Raw genomic sequence first — 15206 nt, 5'->3', positions numbered from 1 at the left:
ATTCACGTATCGAACGGAGGTCAGGGCGCCATGGCGACGGAGCGAACGGCGGCCCCGCGGGTCACCCGGCGGCGGCTGCGGACACGGGCCAACCTGCTCGACGCCGCGTTCACCGTCTTCGCCACCCGGGGTTTCGGCCGCGTCTCCATCGAGGAGGTCTGCGAGGCCGCCGGCTACAGCAGGGGTGCCTTCTACTCCAACTTCGCCAGCCTCGACGAGCTCTTCTTCGCGCTCTACCGGCAGCGCGCCGACCTGATCGCCGAGCAGGTCGCGGGCGCGCTCGCGGTGGACGGCCCCGACCTCGACGTGACCGCGTCCGTGGACCGGGTCACCGAGGTGCTCCTGCTGGACGTGGACTGGCTGCTGGTCAAGACCGACTTCCTGGTCCACGCCGCCCGGGCCCCCGAGGTCGCCCGGACCCTGCTGGAGCACCGCGACCGGCTGCGGCGGGCGATCGCCGACCGGCTGGCCCGCCTCGCCGGACACACCGAGCTGCCCGCCGTGCTCGGCGGCGCCGACGGCTCCGCCCATGCCGTCGTGGCCGCCTACGACGGGGTCACCGCCCAACTGCTGCTGGACAAGGACGTCGACCGCGCGCGTGCCTGGCTCAAGCAGCTGCTCACCGCCCTGCTGACGGACGGCAGCGGCACCGCAGAACAGTGAAGGGAGCGGACGCATGGACGCGGACGTCATCGTCGTCGGAGCGGGCCTCGCCGGCCTGGTCGCCGCACACGAACTGACCAGCAGGGGCCGCCGGGTCGCCGTCGTCGACCAGGAGAACGCCGCCAACCTCGGCGGCCAGGCCTTCTGGTCCTTCGGCGGGCTCTTCCTCGTCGACTCCCCCGAGCAGCGGCGCCTGGGCATCAAGGACTCCTTCGACCTGGCCTGGAACGACTGGCAGGGCAGCGCGCGGTTCGACCGACTCGACGACGAGGACTCGTGGGCGGTGCGCTGGGCCCGCGCCTATGTGGAGTGGGCGGCCGGCGAGAAGCGGTCCTGGCTGGACGGGCACGGCATCCGGTTGCTGCCCACGGTCGGCTGGGCCGAGCGCGGCGACCTGCGCGCGGACGGCCACGGCAACTCCGTGCCCCGCTTCCATATCGCCTGGGGAACCGGCACCGGCGTTGTCGAACCGTTCGCCGAGCGGGCCCTCCAGGTCGCGCGCGACGGGCTGCTGACCTTCCATCACCGCCACCGCGTCGACGAACTCGTCGTCGAGGGCGGTACCGCCCGCGGCGTCCGTGGCACCGTGCTCGCCGCCGACGAGGCACCGCGCGGAGTCGCCTCCAACCGCGAGGCAGTCGGCGAGTTCGAGCTCACCGCCCAGGCCGTGATCGTCACCTCCGGCGGCATCGGCGCCGACCACGACGTCGTCCGCCGGTACTGGCCCGAGCGGCTGGGCACCCCGCCCGCCCGGATGGTCACCGGCGTGCCCGCCTACGTCGACGGCCGCATGCTCGACATCAGCGAGGAGGCGGGCGCCCGGCTGGTCAACCGCGACCGGATGTGGCACTACACCGAGGGCCTGCAGAACTGGAACCCCATCTGGCCCGGCCACGGCATTCGCATCCTGCCCGGCCCGTCCTCGCTGTGGTTCGACGCGCTCGGCCGTCGCCTGCCGGACCCCTGCCTGCCCGGCTACGACACGCTGAGCACGCTCAGGCACCTGCGCACCACCGAGGACATCGCCGGATACGACCACTCCTGGTTCATCCTCACCCGGAGGATCGTCGAGAAGGAGTTCGCCCTCTCCGGGTCCGAACAGAACCCCGACATCACCGCCGGGGACCGCAGGGCCGTCCTGCGCGACCGGCTCCTGGGCAAGGGCGCGCCCCGGCCCGTCGCCGATTTCCTGCGGCACGGCGCCGACTTCGTCGTCGCCGACACGCTGGAGCGGCTGGTGGAGAAGATGAACGGGCTGACGGACAAACCGCTCCTGGACGCGGCCGAGGTGCGCCGCCAGATCGAGGCACGCGACCTGCAGATGGCGAACCCCTACAGCAAGGACGCCCAGGTCCAGGGCATCCGCAACGCCCGCCGCTACCTCGGCGACCGTCTCGGCCGGGTCGCCGGCCCGCACCGCATCCTCGACCCCGACGCCGGCCCGCTCATCGGCGTCCGGATGCACGTCCTCACGCGCAAGACCCTCGGCGGCATCCAGACCGACCTGGACTCGCGCGCCCTCGGCCCGGACGGCAGCCCCGTCGACGGGCTGTACGCGGCGGGGGAGGTCGCCGGGTTCGGCGGTGGCGGGGTGCACGGGTACAACGCCCTGGAGGGCACCTTCCTCGGTGGCTGCCTGTTCTCGGGCCGCGCGGCGGGCCGGGCCGCGGCGGCACAGACCGCCTGATCCCTACCCGTCCCGCAGCAGGCCGGCCAGCACCGCCGCATGGCTTCGCTCCGGCTCCTTGGCGGCGGTCAGCAGGGTGACCGGCCCCGAGCGGACCGATGCCCGCAGGCGGTCGAGGAGCCCGGCCGCCTCCTCGGTGGCCAGCTCCGCCTCGTACCGGTCCCGGAACTCCCCGAAGGACCCCTCACCCGCGTGGAACCAGCGTCGCAGCTCGGTCGACGGGGTGAGCGCCTTCGGCCATGCGTCGACACGGGCCGCGTCCTTGGACAGCCCGCGCGGCCACAGTCGGTCGACGAGGACGCGCGTTCCGTCGTCCGGTTCGGCGGGATCGTAGACGCGTCGTACACGGACATTCATGGCACGGGCCCTTCCACGGCGTGCGGGACGTGGCCGAGCCTAGGGTCCGCCGCGGAGGTCCCGCCTGCCGGGCGACGTCTCCGACACCGCCGCCACGGCGCACTCCCCGGGCGCCACCGGCGTCCCGGGAGCCCCCGCGACGCGCCCGGGGGAGCCGGCACAGCGGCCGGTCCGGCCGAGGCGCCCGCGGCCCCCGGGCGCTGATCGGCGCGGTCCGCGCCGGGGCCCCCGCCGCGACGGCGACCGGCGGCCGCCGGTGCCGCGCGGGCCGCGGCGGGCGTGGACGGTGACCCGGCGGGAAGAGGCGCCTGGAGCGGGGAGTGCCGGTCCGGCCGGGCCGTCTCAGCGGCGCAGGGCCTGTGCGGCCGTGTCCGCCACCGCCTCGGCCAGCGCCGCCAGTGCCGGAGAGTCCAGCTTCCACTGCTGCCAGTGCAGGGGGACGTCCACCGGCATCCCGGGCGCCAGCTCCACCAGCCGGCCCGTGCGCAGCAGGGCCGCCGCCTGGGCCTCGGGCACCAGGCCCCAGCCCAGGCCGGCCGCCACGGCTTCGGCGAAGCCCTCCGACGTCGGCACGTAGTGCCGCCGCGTGCTCGCGCTGCCGCGGCCCTGCCGCAGGGAGCGGACGAATCCGTCCTGGAAGTCGTCGCGCCGGTCGAAGACCACGACCGGGGCCACGGTCAGCGCATCGCGCAGCTCACCGCCCAGATGCCGCTCGGCGAAGGCCGGGGTCGCCACCGGCAGGTAGCGCATCCGGCCCAGCACCCGTACCGAACACCCCGGCACGGGCACCGCCGACGAGGTCACCGCGGCCATCACCCGGCCCTCCCGCAGCAGCGCCGCCGTGTGGTCCTCGTCCTCGCGGTGCAGCTCGAAGCAGAGCTGCAGCTCGTCCGCGACCCGGGTGAGGGCGTTCAGGAACCAGGTCGCCAGTGAGTCCGCGTTCACCGCGACGGAGACCCGCGTCGACCGGCCGTCGCCGCTGAGCCCCAGCTCGGTGCGGGCGTCCCGCTCCAGCCTGGTCAGCTGGCGGGCGAGCCGCACCAGCACGCGGCCCGACTCGGTCGGCTGCACCGGTTTGGTGCGCAGCAGCAGCACCCGCCCGGTCCGCTGCTCCAGCGCCTTCACCCGCTGGCTCACCGCCGACGGCGTCACGTGCAGCACGGCCGCCGCCGCGTCGAAGGTGCCCTCGTCCACCACCGCGAGCAGCGTCCGCACCTGGTCCAGAGGAAGCTCCGCCGTCATGATCTCATCACGATTGCTCATGTTACGTAAGAATCTTTAGCTGTACCCGCAGTGATCGATTCCCTAGCGTCACGGTCATGCCCAGCACTCTCGTCGCCGCAGCCGCAGGATTCGGCACCGGCCTGTCGCTCATCGTCGCCATCGGCGCCCAGAACGCCTTCGTCCTGCGCCAGGGGATCCGCCGGCACGCGGTCCTCGCCGTCGTCGGCATCTGCGCCCTGTCCGACGCGGTCCTCATCACCCTCGGCGTGGGCGGGGTCGGCGCCGTGGTCGTGGCATGGCCGGGCGTACTGACAGCGGTCGGCTGGATCGGTGGCGCCTTCCTGATCTGCTACGGCGTCCTCGCCGCGCGCCGGGTCCTCCGGCCCGCCGGGGCACTGCGGGCCGAGAGGGAGGCGACCGGCTCGCGCCGCCGCGCCGTCCTGGCCTGCCTGGCGATGACCTGGCTCAACCCGCACGTCTACCTTGACACCGTCTTCCTGCTCGGCTCCGTCGCCGCCGGGCACGGCGCATTGCGCTGGACCTTCGGCATCGGTGCCGTGCTCGCCAGCCTGTGCTGGTTCGCGGCGCTCGGCTTCGGCGCCCGGCTGCTCGGGCGGTTCCTCGCCCGGCCCGCGGCCTGGCGGGTACTGGACGGCCTGGTGGCCACGACGATGGTCGGCCTGGGTCTCGCGCTGATCGCGGGAGGCGCGGGCACCGCCTGAGCAGCGGGTGCGGCGGCGTCGAGGAGCCTGGGCGCGGTGGTCCTCACCGAGTCCGGCGGTGGATCGCGTACTGCTCCATGAGCTTGTTGCGGGTCGTCTCCAGCCGGTAGGCCAGGATCTCGGAGACGACCCGCAGCAGTGTCAGCCCGAGCGCCGGATCCTCCTCGCACAGCCGGAGCACCGGCTGGGCCTGGAACTCGTAGGTGCGCACGGGGCTGAAGGCCTCCGCGCCGAAGTCCCACTGGTACGGCGGGAACAGCCATGACCAGCCGAGCAGGTCGCCCGCGCCGAGGCTGGCGACGGTGACCCGCTGGATCGACGTCACCTGCTGGGTCAGGGACACGGCCCCGGAGCGGATCACCCAGAAGCGGTCGGCCGTGCCGCCCGCCTCGAAGATACGGGCGTCCTCCGGGAAGGACACCTCCCGCGCGAGCTCCATCAGGCGCCGGCGCTGGGGTGGGGGAAGAGCGGTGAGCAGTTTCGTCGCTTTGGTCATGGCGCGGGGCTCCTCGCCGGGCGATCGGTTCCGGTGCTATCCCTACGCCCATTTCAGCCGCTGGGCGCCCGGAGGGCACCTCGGCGGAGCGGGGAACCTGTCCGCCCGTCGCCGCCGGGGCATGAGAAAGCCCTGGCTGGACGGGGGAAACCAGCCAGGGCCGTACGCGGTGGTCACGGAGGACGGTTCCGGTCGACCCCGTCACCACGTATGTGTGAACGGTAAACCATCCAGGGCGCCGGCGTGACATCGAAAGCGGGCCGCGTGACCCGTTTCACTTCGGCCGCCGCTACGGGCCCCTCAGACCCGCCCCTTCCGTGCCCCAGGGGTGAGGATCTCGTCCAGCACCCGCACCACCACCTCGTAGGCCACGGTCCGCACCGCCGCCTCCTCCGCCCCGAGGCCGCCGGAGCGCCGCCCGCCCCACGCCCGCGCCTCCTCCGCGGCACAGGCCCGGGCCCGCTGCATCCGGCGCATCAGCTCGTCTGCGTCCACGACATCGGTCATCCCTCCCGACTACCCGCCACGTGCCCGTCGATGACCCGCACTGCGCAACGCGCAGAGGTCTGCCGCGGTTTCGAGGGGCCAGCCGAACCACAGGACCCGCTCCCAAGCACCCGTTGCGGGAGACCGGCCGGAGCCGGGGCCGGGTCCGAACCGGCATGGGCGGACGCGGTACGCGGCGATCACGCGCCCGGCAGACGGGTCCGGCCCCGCGACGGACACCCACGAGACGAGACCCACGCAACCGGCCAGGGAGCCCAGAGCCGGACAGCCGACCGCCTCGGCATCTCCCGGATGCACGTCTCCCGCCTCATCAGCCGCAGCTGTGCCCGCGTCCGCGACGAGGCCCTGCCGCGCCCCCCGCCGCACAGCGCACGGCGGGGGAGTTCCCGACCGCCTGATCGGCCGCCGCCCGGCGTGGTGCTCCTCCCTCCCGCCCGGTCTGAGCGTCCGGCACCGGGGAACACGGGGAACATGGACGAATCAGAGCTTCCGCCGGAGGAACGTCCCGTCGACGTCTACCTCGACCTGCTGCGTCTGCGCATGGACAGCGGCGACTTCCGGTTGCTGCTCGATGTGGTGGAGCCCGTGCTGCGGGCGCTCGACGAGCACCGCCCGGCCGATGCGGACCTGGTGCTGGAGAGCGGGGCACCCGAGGGCCTGCCCCAGGAGATCCGCGACGAGGCCGCCCTGGTCATCGCCACCGCGGTGACCGGCCGCCTCGACAACCAGGTGATCGAGATCGAGGTCGACGGCGCCGACGTCCGCGTGGTCACCGATGCCGTGACCGCCTCGGACCCGGTGAGCCTGGACCGGATCGCCGAGCATCTGCGCAGGCGTCAGCACGACACCGAGCAACTGCGGGGCATCGCCGAGGCCAGCGGACTGCCCACCGACTTCTGATCGCGGCCGGGGGGCGCGGTCACCCCCCGGGACCCCCGGCGCACGACACCCGGGGCCGGCCAGACCCACAGCACCCCCGGGTCCGATGCCGCGAGTCGATCACGCAGGCGCGCCCGGCGCCGTCGCTGAGCTGCCCTCACGCCGCCGTGGCTCTCCCGTTCACGTCAGCCGGCGCGGGCCGCCCGGCGGACCGCGGTGCACGGAGCCGGCCGCGCCCGCCGCGGCGCCTCACGACGCGACCGGCCCGGTGCCCTCCACCCGGGCCCGCACCTGTTCGGGTGTCAGGTAGGCGTCGGTGTACTCGAAGTCCTTGAGCTTGGCGGGCCTGCGCGCCTGGAACCCGGTCCGGACGAAGTCGTCGCCCGCGACCGCGTTCAGCGTCCAGTTGGTCATCACGCGCGTCTTGGCCACTCCCGTGCGCAGTGCCGACCAGTGGTAGCCGCGTGCCACGACCTGTGCCGGCAGGCCGTGCAGTTCCAGGCCCAGCGGCCGGGACACGGCGTCCTTGCCGCCCAGGTCGACGACGAGACCGAGGTCCCGGTGCTCGTAGGGCCGCAGTGCCTGGCCGCGGAGCGTGGCGATGACGTTCTCGGCGACGATCTTGCCCTGGCGCATCGCGTGCTGGGCGGTCGGCGGGCAGACCGCGTCCCCGCTCTCGGCCAGGTCGGGCACGGCCGCGGCGTCACCGAGGGCGAACACCCCGTCGTGACCGGGCACACTCATCTCGGACGTGACCGCGAGGCGTCCGCGGACGGTCTCCGCGCCGAGTGTGGCGATCAGCGGACTCGCGACCACGCCCGCGGTCCAGATCAGGGTGCGCGTGGGCACCACCCGGCCGTCGGTGAAGGTGACCTCGGTCGGGCCGGCCTTCGCGACGGACACGCCGAGGGAGATGTCGATGCCGCGCCGGCGCAGGATCTGCTGCGCGCTGCGGCCCAGCTTGTCACCGAGTTCGGGCATCAGCTTCGGCGCGATGTCGATCAGATGCCACTTGATCAGGGACGGGTCGAGCCGCGGGTACCGCCTGACCGCGGCATGGGTCAGACGCTGCAGGCAGGCGGCCGTCTCGGTGCCCGCGTAGCCGCCGCCGACCACCACGAACTGCAGCCGTGCGGCCCGCTCGGCAGGATCCTGGCTGGCGTCGGCGAGGTCCAGTTGGGAGATGACGTGGTCGCGGATGTAGGCCGCTTCGGCGAGCGTCTTCATACCGAACGCGTTGTCCGTGAGACCGGGGATGTCGAAGGTGCGGGTCACGCTGCCCGGTGCCAGGACCAGGTAGTCGTACCGCTCGTTGACGGCCTCCTCCGTGATCGTGCGGACCACGCACACCTTCGAGGCGAGGTCCACGCCGATCGCGCCGCCCGGGATGATCCGGGTGCGGTACTTCCTGCTGCGGCGCAGCGACAGGGCGATCGACTGGGGTGTCAGCACGCCGGAGGCGACCTGGGGCAGCAGGGGCAGGTAGAGCTGGTAGGAGAACGGGGTCACCAGGGTGAGGTCGGCTTCGCCGGGGGCGAGTCTGCGCTCCAGGCGCCGCACGCATTCCACTCCGGCGAAGCCCGCGCCCACCACCAGGATCCTGGGTCGTGTCACGATGATCTTCCCTTCTGCGGCTCCAGGCGTTCCGGTTCGCGTCCGGGCGCACGCGGGTACGCAGCCCCAGTCTGCCCCCTGGGCAGCCGCTCGTCCTGCGCACTGCTCCGGCAGGGCCGAGGGGGGTGAGCCGTCACCCAGGGCTCTTCGTACCCCCGGGCGACCGGCGTGGGGGCGTCGTCGACGCCGGGCGTCGCGGGCACCGTCCCGCCGACACCGGTCAGGTCCATGACGCGCCGGACGGGCGGCGTGGCCACGAGCGTGGACGGGGAGGACCTGTGCCGCCGCCGGGATGCCTCACCAGGGCAGGAAGGCGTGGACGTCCTTGCCGTTCCCGGCCGGCACCACGCTGACCTGCGTGCACAGCGTCTCTATCAGGTACCAGCCTATGCCCCCGTGGCTCTGGCTCGGCCGGAAGGGGCGCGGAGCCGGACGCTCGCGGCTGCTGTCGTGGACCGTGACGTGGACGCCGTCGAACGTCCGCCGCATCCGCAGCTCGAAGGGTCCCGGCGCGTACCGGACGGCGTTCGCGGCGAGCTCACCGACGATCAGCAGGACGTCGTGGTAGCACTCGGAGGCCCGCGGCGGGGACACACGTGCCAGGTCACTGAGGAACTCCTCCGCGGCGCGCCGAGCCCCCGTCACATCGTGCGGCTCGCCCGAGAAGCAGGTGTGGCGGCTCGGGATCTCCTGGAACGCCAGCGGCTCGTCCCCACGCGGCTCGTCTGCCATGGTGTCTTTCCGGCTCGGGCGGGAGCAGGGGTCGTCCTCCCGGTGCCAGAGTTCCCCGGCGGGGGGAACCTACGCCCGGTCCTCTCCGTGGGCCCCCGGCGCACGGGCCGCGGAGCCCGGCCGACGGACCGGGGCCCGTCGGCCGCCACCCGTGGGCGATTTCTCGCGCAGCCCCCGACGCGCCGCCCCGTCAGCGGAACACATCGTCCCCGTCGTCCCAGGAGAGGACCTCCTCCTGCGGGACGGGCGGCGAAGGCCGTCCGCGGGCGGCGTACATCGCCTCGATCTCGGCGGCGTAGTGCCGCACGACCGCGTCGCGGCGCACCTTCATCGACGGCGTGAGCAGTTCCCCCACGTGGTCGAAGGGCTCCGGGAGCACCCGGAAGACGCGGATGGACTCCGCGCGGGACACCGCGCTGTTGGCGGCGGCGACGGCTCGGCCGATCTCGTCGCGCAGCGCGTTCTCCTCGCGGGCCTGCCGGGTCGGCGCGTCGCCGTGCAGGGCGAGCCCGCCGCGCCAGTACGCGAGGAACTCCGGATCCAGCGTGATCAACGCCCCCACGCACGGCCGGTTGTCGCCGACCAGGACCGCCTCGTGGATGAGCGGATGCATGCGCAGCCGCTGCTCCAGCGCCGCCGGGGCCACGCTCTTGCCACCGCTGGTGATGACGACGTCCTTCTTGCGGCCGGTGATCGTCAGATACCCCTCCTCATCGAGGTGTCCCAGGTCACCGGTGGCCAGCCAGCCGCCGCGCAGCGCGGCCCGTGTCGCGGCCTCGTCGCCGATGTACCCCTGGAACACCGACGGCCCGCTCACCCAGATCTCGCCGTCCTCGGCCACCCGGACCTCGGTGCCCGGCAGCGGCTGACCGACCGTTCCGGACTTCTCCCGGCCCAGCGGCTGCGCGGTGATGCCGCCGCCGGTCTCCGTCAGCCCGTACCCGTCGTTGACGTAGATGCCGATGCCCTCGAAGAACAGGGCGAGGTCGCGGCCCAGTGGTGAGCCGCCCGAGGTCGCGCGGAGCACCCGGCCGCCCAGCGACGCCCGGAGTCTGCGGTACACCGTGCGTTCGTAGAGGGCGTGCTGCAGCCGCAGATCCAGGCCCGGCCCCGACCCGCGGCCCGTCCGATGCCGCTCCACGGCCTCCGCGAAGTCCCGCGCCGTCTGCGCCGCTCGCTCGAACAGCGCGCTGCGCCCGGTCTCCTGGGCCGTGCGCAGGAACCTCTTGTACAGCTTCTCCATGAACGAGGGCACGGTGCACAGGTACGTCGGCCGGAAGCTCTGCAGCGCGGACGACAGCGCCGTCTGGCTCAGCTCGGGCTCGTGCCCCATCAGCAGACCGCCGCGGATGCACAGGGTCTGCACCAGCAGGCCGTACACGTGGGACAGGGGAAGGAAGGCGAGGACGGACCCCTGCCCGTCGGACGGCACCACCGTGTGCCGCCAGCCCGCCAGCAGCGTGTCGCAGGGATGGGCCAGCCCGCGGTGGCTCAGCGCGCACCCCAGGGGGTGGCCGGTGGTGCCGGAGGTGTAGGCGACGACCGCGGTGGAGTCCGGTAGCACGATGCGGCGCAGCGACTCCACCGTCGTCAGCGGGATGACCTTCCCCCGCTCCACCAGTTCCTCCAGGGCACCGGTGTCCAGCTGCCACACGTGCCGCAGGTTCGGCAGTGACGCGCACACGGAGCCGACCGTCATCACGCTCTGCTCGTCCTCGACGGCCACGGCGACGCACGCGGAGTCGTGCAGGATGAACTGCACCTGATCGCGCGAGGACGTCGGGTGGATGGGCACCACCTCCGCGCCCACCGTCCACAGCGCGTGGCACAGCAGCGTCCACTCGTACCGGGTGCCTGCCATGATCGCCACGCGGTGGCCGGGCGAGATGCCCGCCGCGACCAGGCCCTTGGCCAGGTCGGCCACCTGATCGCGGACCTCTCCCGCGGTCACCTCGTCCCAGCCGCCGCCGACCGGGGCGCGGCGGGCGAGCATGGGCCGTGTGGGATGGCTGTCCGCCGCCTCGAAGACGCTGTCGGCGAGCCCGCCGGTCAGGGGGGAGGCGGCCGGGGGAGCGAGGGCGAAGTCGCGCATGCGCTGCTCCTGGTGTGTACGGGGTGTGACGCCGCCGTTGAGTTCCGTTGTCGACGGCTGTCGAATGTAGCCCAGGAACAGCCGATCGGTATCAGGTTGAGGAGAACTGGTATCGCCCGTTGATCGAGTCCGCCCCTTCCGTGGTGTTCCGGCGGGCACCCCGGGCGCGGATCCGACCCGTGATCTGCGCGTTCGGCAGCTCGCTCAACCGGTCCCCGGGCGGGCTGCGCCCCGCCCGGCTCCTGCCGGCAGGGCGGCGCCGACTGCACGGAGCGGCTCCCCCACGCCTGCGCGCGGCGCGCGTCGCCCGTGTCCGGGCGGACCCGGAGGGGTCGTCCCTCCTCCCCTCCGACGGCGCGCCCGGGGCACCCCTCGGCGGACAAGGCGGCGCCCACCGGGGATACCCCCGGTGGGCGCCGCCGTCCGTACGGGCCGGATGCCCGGCGCCTCGGCTACGGCGTCAGCCAGACGGTCGCGAGCGGCGGCAGGGTGAGCCGGATCGCTCCGTCCTCCGGCTTGACGGGGTCGGCGTGGACGATGCCGCCGCCTCCGTAGCGCGCGGCGTCGGTGTTGAGCACCTCGAACCAGGCGGGCACGTCGTCCGGGACGGCGAGCCGGTAGTCGTGCCGGACCACGGGGGAGAAGTTCGACACCGCGAGCAACGGGGCGCCCTCGGCGTCGAACCTCAGGAAGGCGAAGACGTTGTCGTCGGCGGCGTCCCCGATCACCCAGCGGAAACCGTCGGGTGTGGTGTCCCGCTGCCACAGCGCCGGCGTCCGGCCGTACACCGTGTTGAGATCCCGCACCAGGTCCTGCACGCCCTGGTGGTCGCCCCGCGCACAGTACCCGGGATCCAGCAGCCACCACTCCGGCCCGTGCGCCTCCGACCACTCGGCGCCCTGCGCGATCTCCTGCCCCATGAACAGCAGCTGCTTGCCGGGGTGGGCCCACATGAAGCCGAGGTAGGCGCGGTGGTCGGCACGCCGCTGCCACCAGTCGCCGGGCATCTTCGACACCAGCGCCTGCTTGCCGTGGACGACCTCGTCGTGGGAGATCGGCAGGACGTAGTTCTCGCTGTAGGCGTACACCATCGAGAACGTCATCTCGTTGTGGTGGTACTTGCGGTGCACCGGTTCCTTGGAGATGTACTGCAGGGAGTCGTGCATCCAGCCCATGTTCCACTTCAGCCCGAACCCGAGCCCGCCGCCGTCCGTGGGCCGCGTCACCCCGTCCCAGGCCGTGGACTCCTCGGCGATGGTCACCACGCCCGGCACCCGGCGGTAGACGGTGGCGTTCATCTCCTGCAGGAACGCCTTCGCGTCGAGGTCCTCGTTGCCGCCGAAGACGTTCGGCGTCCACTGGCCGGAGTCGCGCGAGTAGTCGAGGTAGAGCATGGAGGCCACCGCGTCCACGCGCAGCCCGTCGATGTGGAACTCCTCGCACCAGTACACCGCGTTGGCGACCAGGAAGTTGCGCACCTCGGTGCGGCCGTAGTCGAACTCGTAGGTGCCCCAGTCCGGATGCTCGGCCCGCTGTGCGTTCCCGGGTTCGTACAGCGGGTCCCCGTCGAACCGGGCCAGCGCCCAGTCGTCCTTCGGGAAGTGCGCCGGCACCCAGTCCATGATCACACCGATGCCCGCCCGGTGGCAGGCGTCGACGAAGTACCGGAAGTCGTCCGGGGAGCCCAGCCGCGCCGCCGGTGCGTAGAAGCCGGTGACCTGGTAGCCCCAGGAGCCGCTGAAGGGGTGCTGGGCGACCGGCATCAGCTCGACGTGGGTGAAGCCCAGGTCCTTGACGTACGCCGGCAGCTCGTCGGCGAGTTCACGGTAGGTCAGTCCCGGGCGCCAGGACGGCAGATGCACCTCGTACACGGAGAACGGCGCCTCGTGCACCGGCACGTCGCCGCGGTGCGCCATCCACGCGTCGTCGCCCCACGTGTAGTGCGAGGCCGTGACGATCGACGCCGTGTCCGGCGGGACCTCGGCGCGGCGCGCCATCGGGTCGGACTTGAGGAAGCGGTGGCCGTACCGGGAGGTGATCTCGAACTTGTACCGGGCGCCCTCGCCGATGCCGGGCAGGAACAGTTCCCACACACCGGAGGAACCGAGCGAGCGCATCGGGTACTGGGTGCCGTCCCAGTAGGTGAAGTCCCCGGCGACGCGCACCCCCTGGGCGTTCGGCGCCCACACCGTGAACCGGGTACCGGCCACACCCTGGTGCGTCATCGGCTCGGCACCGAGCGCCTTCCACAGTTGCTCGTGCCGTCCCTCGCGGATCAGGTGCAGATCGAACTCACCCAGCGCGGGCAGGAACCGGTAGGGGTCCTCGACCTCGTACTCGGCGTCCTCGTACGCCACCTTCAAGGTGTACGCCGGGACCGCCTTCAGGGGCAGCACGGCGCTGAAGAGGCCGCCGCCCTCGGAGGCCAGCGCCACGGGCTTGCCGCCGATGACGACGCCCACCGAGCGCGCGAACGGCCTGAGCGCGCGGAACAGGATCCCGCCCGGCACCGGGTGGGCACCCAGCAGGGCGTGCGGATCGTGGTGGGAACCCGCCAGCAGGCGCCCCCGGTCGGACGGATCCACCGCAGTGGCCGACCCGGTGGACGGACTGGACGACTCGGGCAGCTTCGGGTCTCGCAGGGCCACGGAGTCTCATTCTCCTCTCACGGCGAGACGCTCGATCGCCGCCATCGGTACGGGAAGCCAGGCCGGGCGGTGCCGGGCCTCGTAGAGCACTTCGTAGACCGCCCTGTCGGTCTCGTAGGCGCGCAGCAGGGCGTGTTTCTTGCGCGGGTCCCAGCCCGCGCGGCCGGCGTAGCCGGCGCAGTAGGCCTCGCGGCAGCGGCGGGCCCACTGCGGGCGCCACGGGCGGCGTTGCCGGGCGGCGTAGTCGAAGGAGCGCAGCATCCCGGCGATGTCCCGCACCGGCGAGTGGGTACTGCGGCGCTCGGCCAGCGGCCGGGACGGTTCACCCTCGAAGTCGATGACGAACCACTCCCGGCCCGCCCGCAGCACCTGTCCCAGGTGCAGGTCGCCGTGGATGCGCTGGGCCGGTGGCCCGGGGTCGCAGCCGACGAGCGCGCCGAACGCCGCCCGCAGCCCCGGTACGTGCGGCCCCAGCGCCGTCACCTGGTGCGCGGCGGCGTCCAGCCGTTCGGTCATGGCCGCCGCCATCCGCGCGTTGTCCGCGTGCCCGGTGGACGGGAAGGCCGCGGCGAGCGCCAGATGCACATCGGCCGTGGCCTGGCCCAGCGCATGGGCCTCGGCGGTGAAGTCCTCGCCGCGGGCCAGTGCCTGGAGCGCCAGCGTCCAGCCGTCCGACGCGTCGGGCAGGAAGGGCTGGAGGACTCCGAGCGTGGCTTCCTGCGGGCGCATCGTGCGGAACCACGCCGCCGGGGCCGGCACCCGGCCGCACCCCTGCTGCGCCAGTGCCACCGGCACCTCCAGATCGGGGTTGATCCCCGGCTGGACGCGCCGGAACACCTTCAGGATGAACGCGTCGCCGTACACCAGCGAGGTGTTGGACTGCTCCGCGTCCAGCAGCCGGGGTGCGAGCCCGGACGGGATCCGCACCGACGGGTCGGAGTCGAACAGCAGCGGGCCGAGCGTGCCGGAGTGCCGCATCCGTTCCAGCAGCAGGTGCGCCGAGCGGGGGTCCTGGAGCGCGTCGTAGACCGTGAGACCGGCCATCGGACCGGTCTCCGCACGTCCGATCAGCGCCCGCCCGAGGCGGGGGGAGAGATGCTCCTGGAAGCCGAGCAGCAGCTGGTAGCAGTCGCCGCCGGCCGGGGGAGTCCCACCGGGCGCGGGCACGCCCGCGTGCGGCGGGTGACCGGCGTGCGCGGCATGCACGAGCAGGTGCAGACAGCCCGGGAACAGCTCGGTCATCGACAGCAGACGCAGGTCCGTGACCGGCCGGTCCTTTCCGGCGAACCAGCGCTGCCGGGGCAGCCACTCGCGCAGCAGACCCGCGAGCGAGTCCAGGTGCAGGGAGTCGCCGGTGCTGCTCGGCTGGAGGGGGGCGGTCTTCGGCATGGTGACGCGTCCTTTCCTCGGCGCGCTTAGGGGCGGCGGCCGATGCGGGATGCGACTCGGGCGAGCCGGAACCAGTAGAAGCCGTGGCCTGCGAGGGTGAGCAGGTAGGGCAGGTCGCCGATGGCCGGGAAGCGCACTCCGCCGAAGAGTTCGACCGGGTGGCGGCTGTTGAAGGTGCGCAGGTCGAGTTCGGTGG

The 15206-nt window shown here is 73.1% G+C and carries 14 protein-coding genes and 1 pseudogene; 5 read left to right on the top strand and 10 right to left on the bottom strand.

Features of this window, described 5'->3' with window-relative positions; genetic code table 11:
• Positions 1–30 precede the first annotated feature (30 nt).
• Positions 31–663: a TetR/AcrR family transcriptional regulator gene (locus I3F54_RS26080; protein ID WP_240121351.1), complete on the top strand. Its 633-nt coding sequence runs from the start codon at positions 31–33 to the stop codon at positions 661–663.
• 13 nt (positions 664–676) lie between these two features.
• Entirely contained in the window at positions 677–2350 is a 1674-nt protein-coding gene (locus I3F54_RS26075) for an FAD-binding dehydrogenase (protein WP_240121350.1), read from the top strand.
• A 3-nt stretch (positions 2351–2353) separates the two neighbouring features.
• On the opposite strand, the gene I3F54_RS26070 is transcribed toward I3F54_RS26075, so the two are convergent.
• Both I3F54_RS26070 and I3F54_RS26065 read right to left on the bottom strand, forming a co-directional pair.
• Positions 2354–2707: a DUF488 domain-containing protein gene (locus I3F54_RS26070; RefSeq protein WP_240121349.1), complete on the bottom strand. Its 354-nt coding sequence runs from the start codon at positions 2705–2707 to the stop codon at positions 2354–2356.
• A 342-nt stretch (positions 2708–3049) separates the two neighbouring features.
• The gene (locus I3F54_RS26065) at positions 3050–3949 is read right to left on the bottom strand and encodes a LysR family transcriptional regulator ArgP (protein WP_240121390.1); all 900 of its coding nucleotides are present in this window, start codon (positions 3947–3949) and stop codon (positions 3050–3052) included.
• 77 nt (positions 3950–4026) lie between these two features.
• Between I3F54_RS26065 and I3F54_RS26060 the strand changes: the two genes are divergently transcribed.
• Positions 4027–4653 carry a LysE/ArgO family amino acid transporter gene (locus I3F54_RS26060; RefSeq protein ID WP_240121348.1) on the top strand — a complete coding sequence of 209 codons (627 nt, stop codon included), beginning with the start codon at positions 4027–4029 and terminating at the stop codon, positions 4651–4653.
• A 43-nt stretch (positions 4654–4696) separates the two neighbouring features.
• Here I3F54_RS26060 and I3F54_RS26055 read toward each other — a convergent pair whose 3' ends face one another.
• Together I3F54_RS26055 and I3F54_RS26050 are read right to left on the bottom strand one after the other, a co-directional pair.
• Positions 4697–5149, bottom strand: a complete 453-nt coding sequence (locus tag I3F54_RS26055) for a cyclic nucleotide-binding domain-containing protein (protein ID WP_240121347.1) — start codon at positions 5147–5149, stop codon at positions 4697–4699.
• 300 nt (positions 5150–5449) lie between these two features.
• On the bottom strand, positions 5450–5656 hold the full coding sequence (locus I3F54_RS26050; protein WP_240121346.1) for a hypothetical protein: 207 nt from the start codon (positions 5654–5656) through the stop codon (positions 5450–5452).
• A gap of 255 nt (positions 5657–5911) precedes the next feature.
• On the opposite strand from I3F54_RS26050, the pseudogene I3F54_RS26045 reads away from it, so the two are divergent.
• Positions 5912–6037: pseudogene (locus I3F54_RS26045) on the top strand (sigma factor-like helix-turn-helix DNA-binding protein); the annotation flags it as partial.
• A gap of 90 nt (positions 6038–6127) precedes the next feature.
• On the top strand, positions 6128–6556 hold the full coding sequence (locus I3F54_RS26040) for a hypothetical protein (RefSeq protein WP_240121389.1): 429 nt from the start codon (positions 6128–6130) through the stop codon (positions 6554–6556).
• Between the two features lie 228 nt (positions 6557–6784).
• Here I3F54_RS26040 and I3F54_RS26035 read toward each other — a convergent pair whose 3' ends face one another.
• The 6 genes from I3F54_RS26035 to I3F54_RS26010 form a co-directional block, all read right to left on the bottom strand.
• Positions 6785–8152 carry an NAD(P)/FAD-dependent oxidoreductase gene (locus I3F54_RS26035; protein ID WP_308373953.1) on the bottom strand — a complete coding sequence of 456 codons (1368 nt, stop codon included), beginning with the start codon at positions 8150–8152 and terminating at the stop codon, positions 6785–6787.
• Between the two features lie 294 nt (positions 8153–8446).
• Entirely contained in the window at positions 8447–8881 is a 435-nt protein-coding gene (locus I3F54_RS26030) for an ATP-binding protein (RefSeq protein WP_240121345.1), read from the bottom strand.
• A gap of 190 nt (positions 8882–9071) precedes the next feature.
• Positions 9072–10973, bottom strand: coding sequence for a long-chain fatty acid--CoA ligase (locus I3F54_RS26025; protein WP_240121344.1), 1902 nt, complete (start codon positions 10971–10973; stop codon positions 9072–9074).
• Between the two features lie 452 nt (positions 10974–11425).
• The gene (gene glgB, locus I3F54_RS26020; protein WP_240121343.1) at positions 11426–13621 is read right to left on the bottom strand and encodes a 1,4-alpha-glucan branching enzyme; all 2196 of its coding nucleotides are present in this window, start codon (positions 13619–13621) and stop codon (positions 11426–11428) included.
• Between the two features lie 6 nt (positions 13622–13627).
• Positions 13628–15010: a maltokinase gene (locus I3F54_RS26015; RefSeq protein ID WP_240121342.1), complete on the bottom strand. Its 1383-nt coding sequence runs from the start codon at positions 15008–15010 to the stop codon at positions 13628–13630.
• A gap of 26 nt (positions 15011–15036) precedes the next feature.
• On the bottom strand, positions 15037–15206 hold a 170-nt coding region (locus I3F54_RS26010; protein ID WP_240121387.1), incomplete at its 5' end, for an alpha-glucosidase C-terminal domain-containing protein.

This window comes from Streptomyces sp. MUM 2J (assembly GCF_022414535.1).
Classification (GTDB): Bacteria; Actinomycetota; Actinomycetes; order Streptomycetales; family Streptomycetaceae; genus Streptomyces.
The sequence above is the reverse complement of the archived record's forward strand: the minus strand, read 5'-3'. Positions and strand labels throughout refer to the sequence as shown.

Coding starts and splice junctions, on each gene's coding strand:
- I3F54_RS26030 (WP_240121345.1), bottom strand. CDS start 8,881: ATGGCAGACGAGCCGCGTGGGGACGAGCCGCTGGCGTTCCAGGAGATC.
- I3F54_RS26025 (WP_240121344.1), bottom strand. CDS start 10,973: ATGCGCGACTTCGCCCTCGCTCCCCCGGCCGCCTCCCCCCTGACCGGC.
- I3F54_RS26015 (WP_240121342.1), bottom strand. CDS start 15,010: ATGCCGAAGACCGCCCCCCTCCAGCCGAGCAGCACCGGCGACTCCCTG.
- I3F54_RS26070 (WP_240121349.1), bottom strand. CDS start 2,707: ATGAATGTCCGTGTACGACGCGTCTACGATCCCGCCGAACCGGACGAC.
- I3F54_RS26050 (WP_240121346.1), bottom strand. CDS start 5,656: ATGACCGATGTCGTGGACGCAGACGAGCTGATGCGCCGGATGCAGCGG.
- I3F54_RS26075 (WP_240121350.1), top strand. CDS start 677: ATGGACGCGGACGTCATCGTCGTCGGAGCGGGCCTCGCCGGCCTGGTC.
- I3F54_RS26040 (WP_240121389.1), top strand. CDS start 6,128: ATGGACGAATCAGAGCTTCCGCCGGAGGAACGTCCCGTCGACGTCTAC.
- I3F54_RS26080 (WP_240121351.1), top strand. CDS start 31: ATGGCGACGGAGCGAACGGCGGCCCCGCGGGTCACCCGGCGGCGGCTG.
- I3F54_RS26055 (WP_240121347.1), bottom strand. CDS start 5,149: ATGACCAAAGCGACGAAACTGCTCACCGCTCTTCCCCCACCCCAGCGC.
- I3F54_RS26065 (WP_240121390.1), bottom strand. CDS start 3,949: ATGACGGCGGAGCTTCCTCTGGACCAGGTGCGGACGCTGCTCGCGGTG.
- I3F54_RS26060 (WP_240121348.1), top strand. CDS start 4,027: ATGCCCAGCACTCTCGTCGCCGCAGCCGCAGGATTCGGCACCGGCCTG.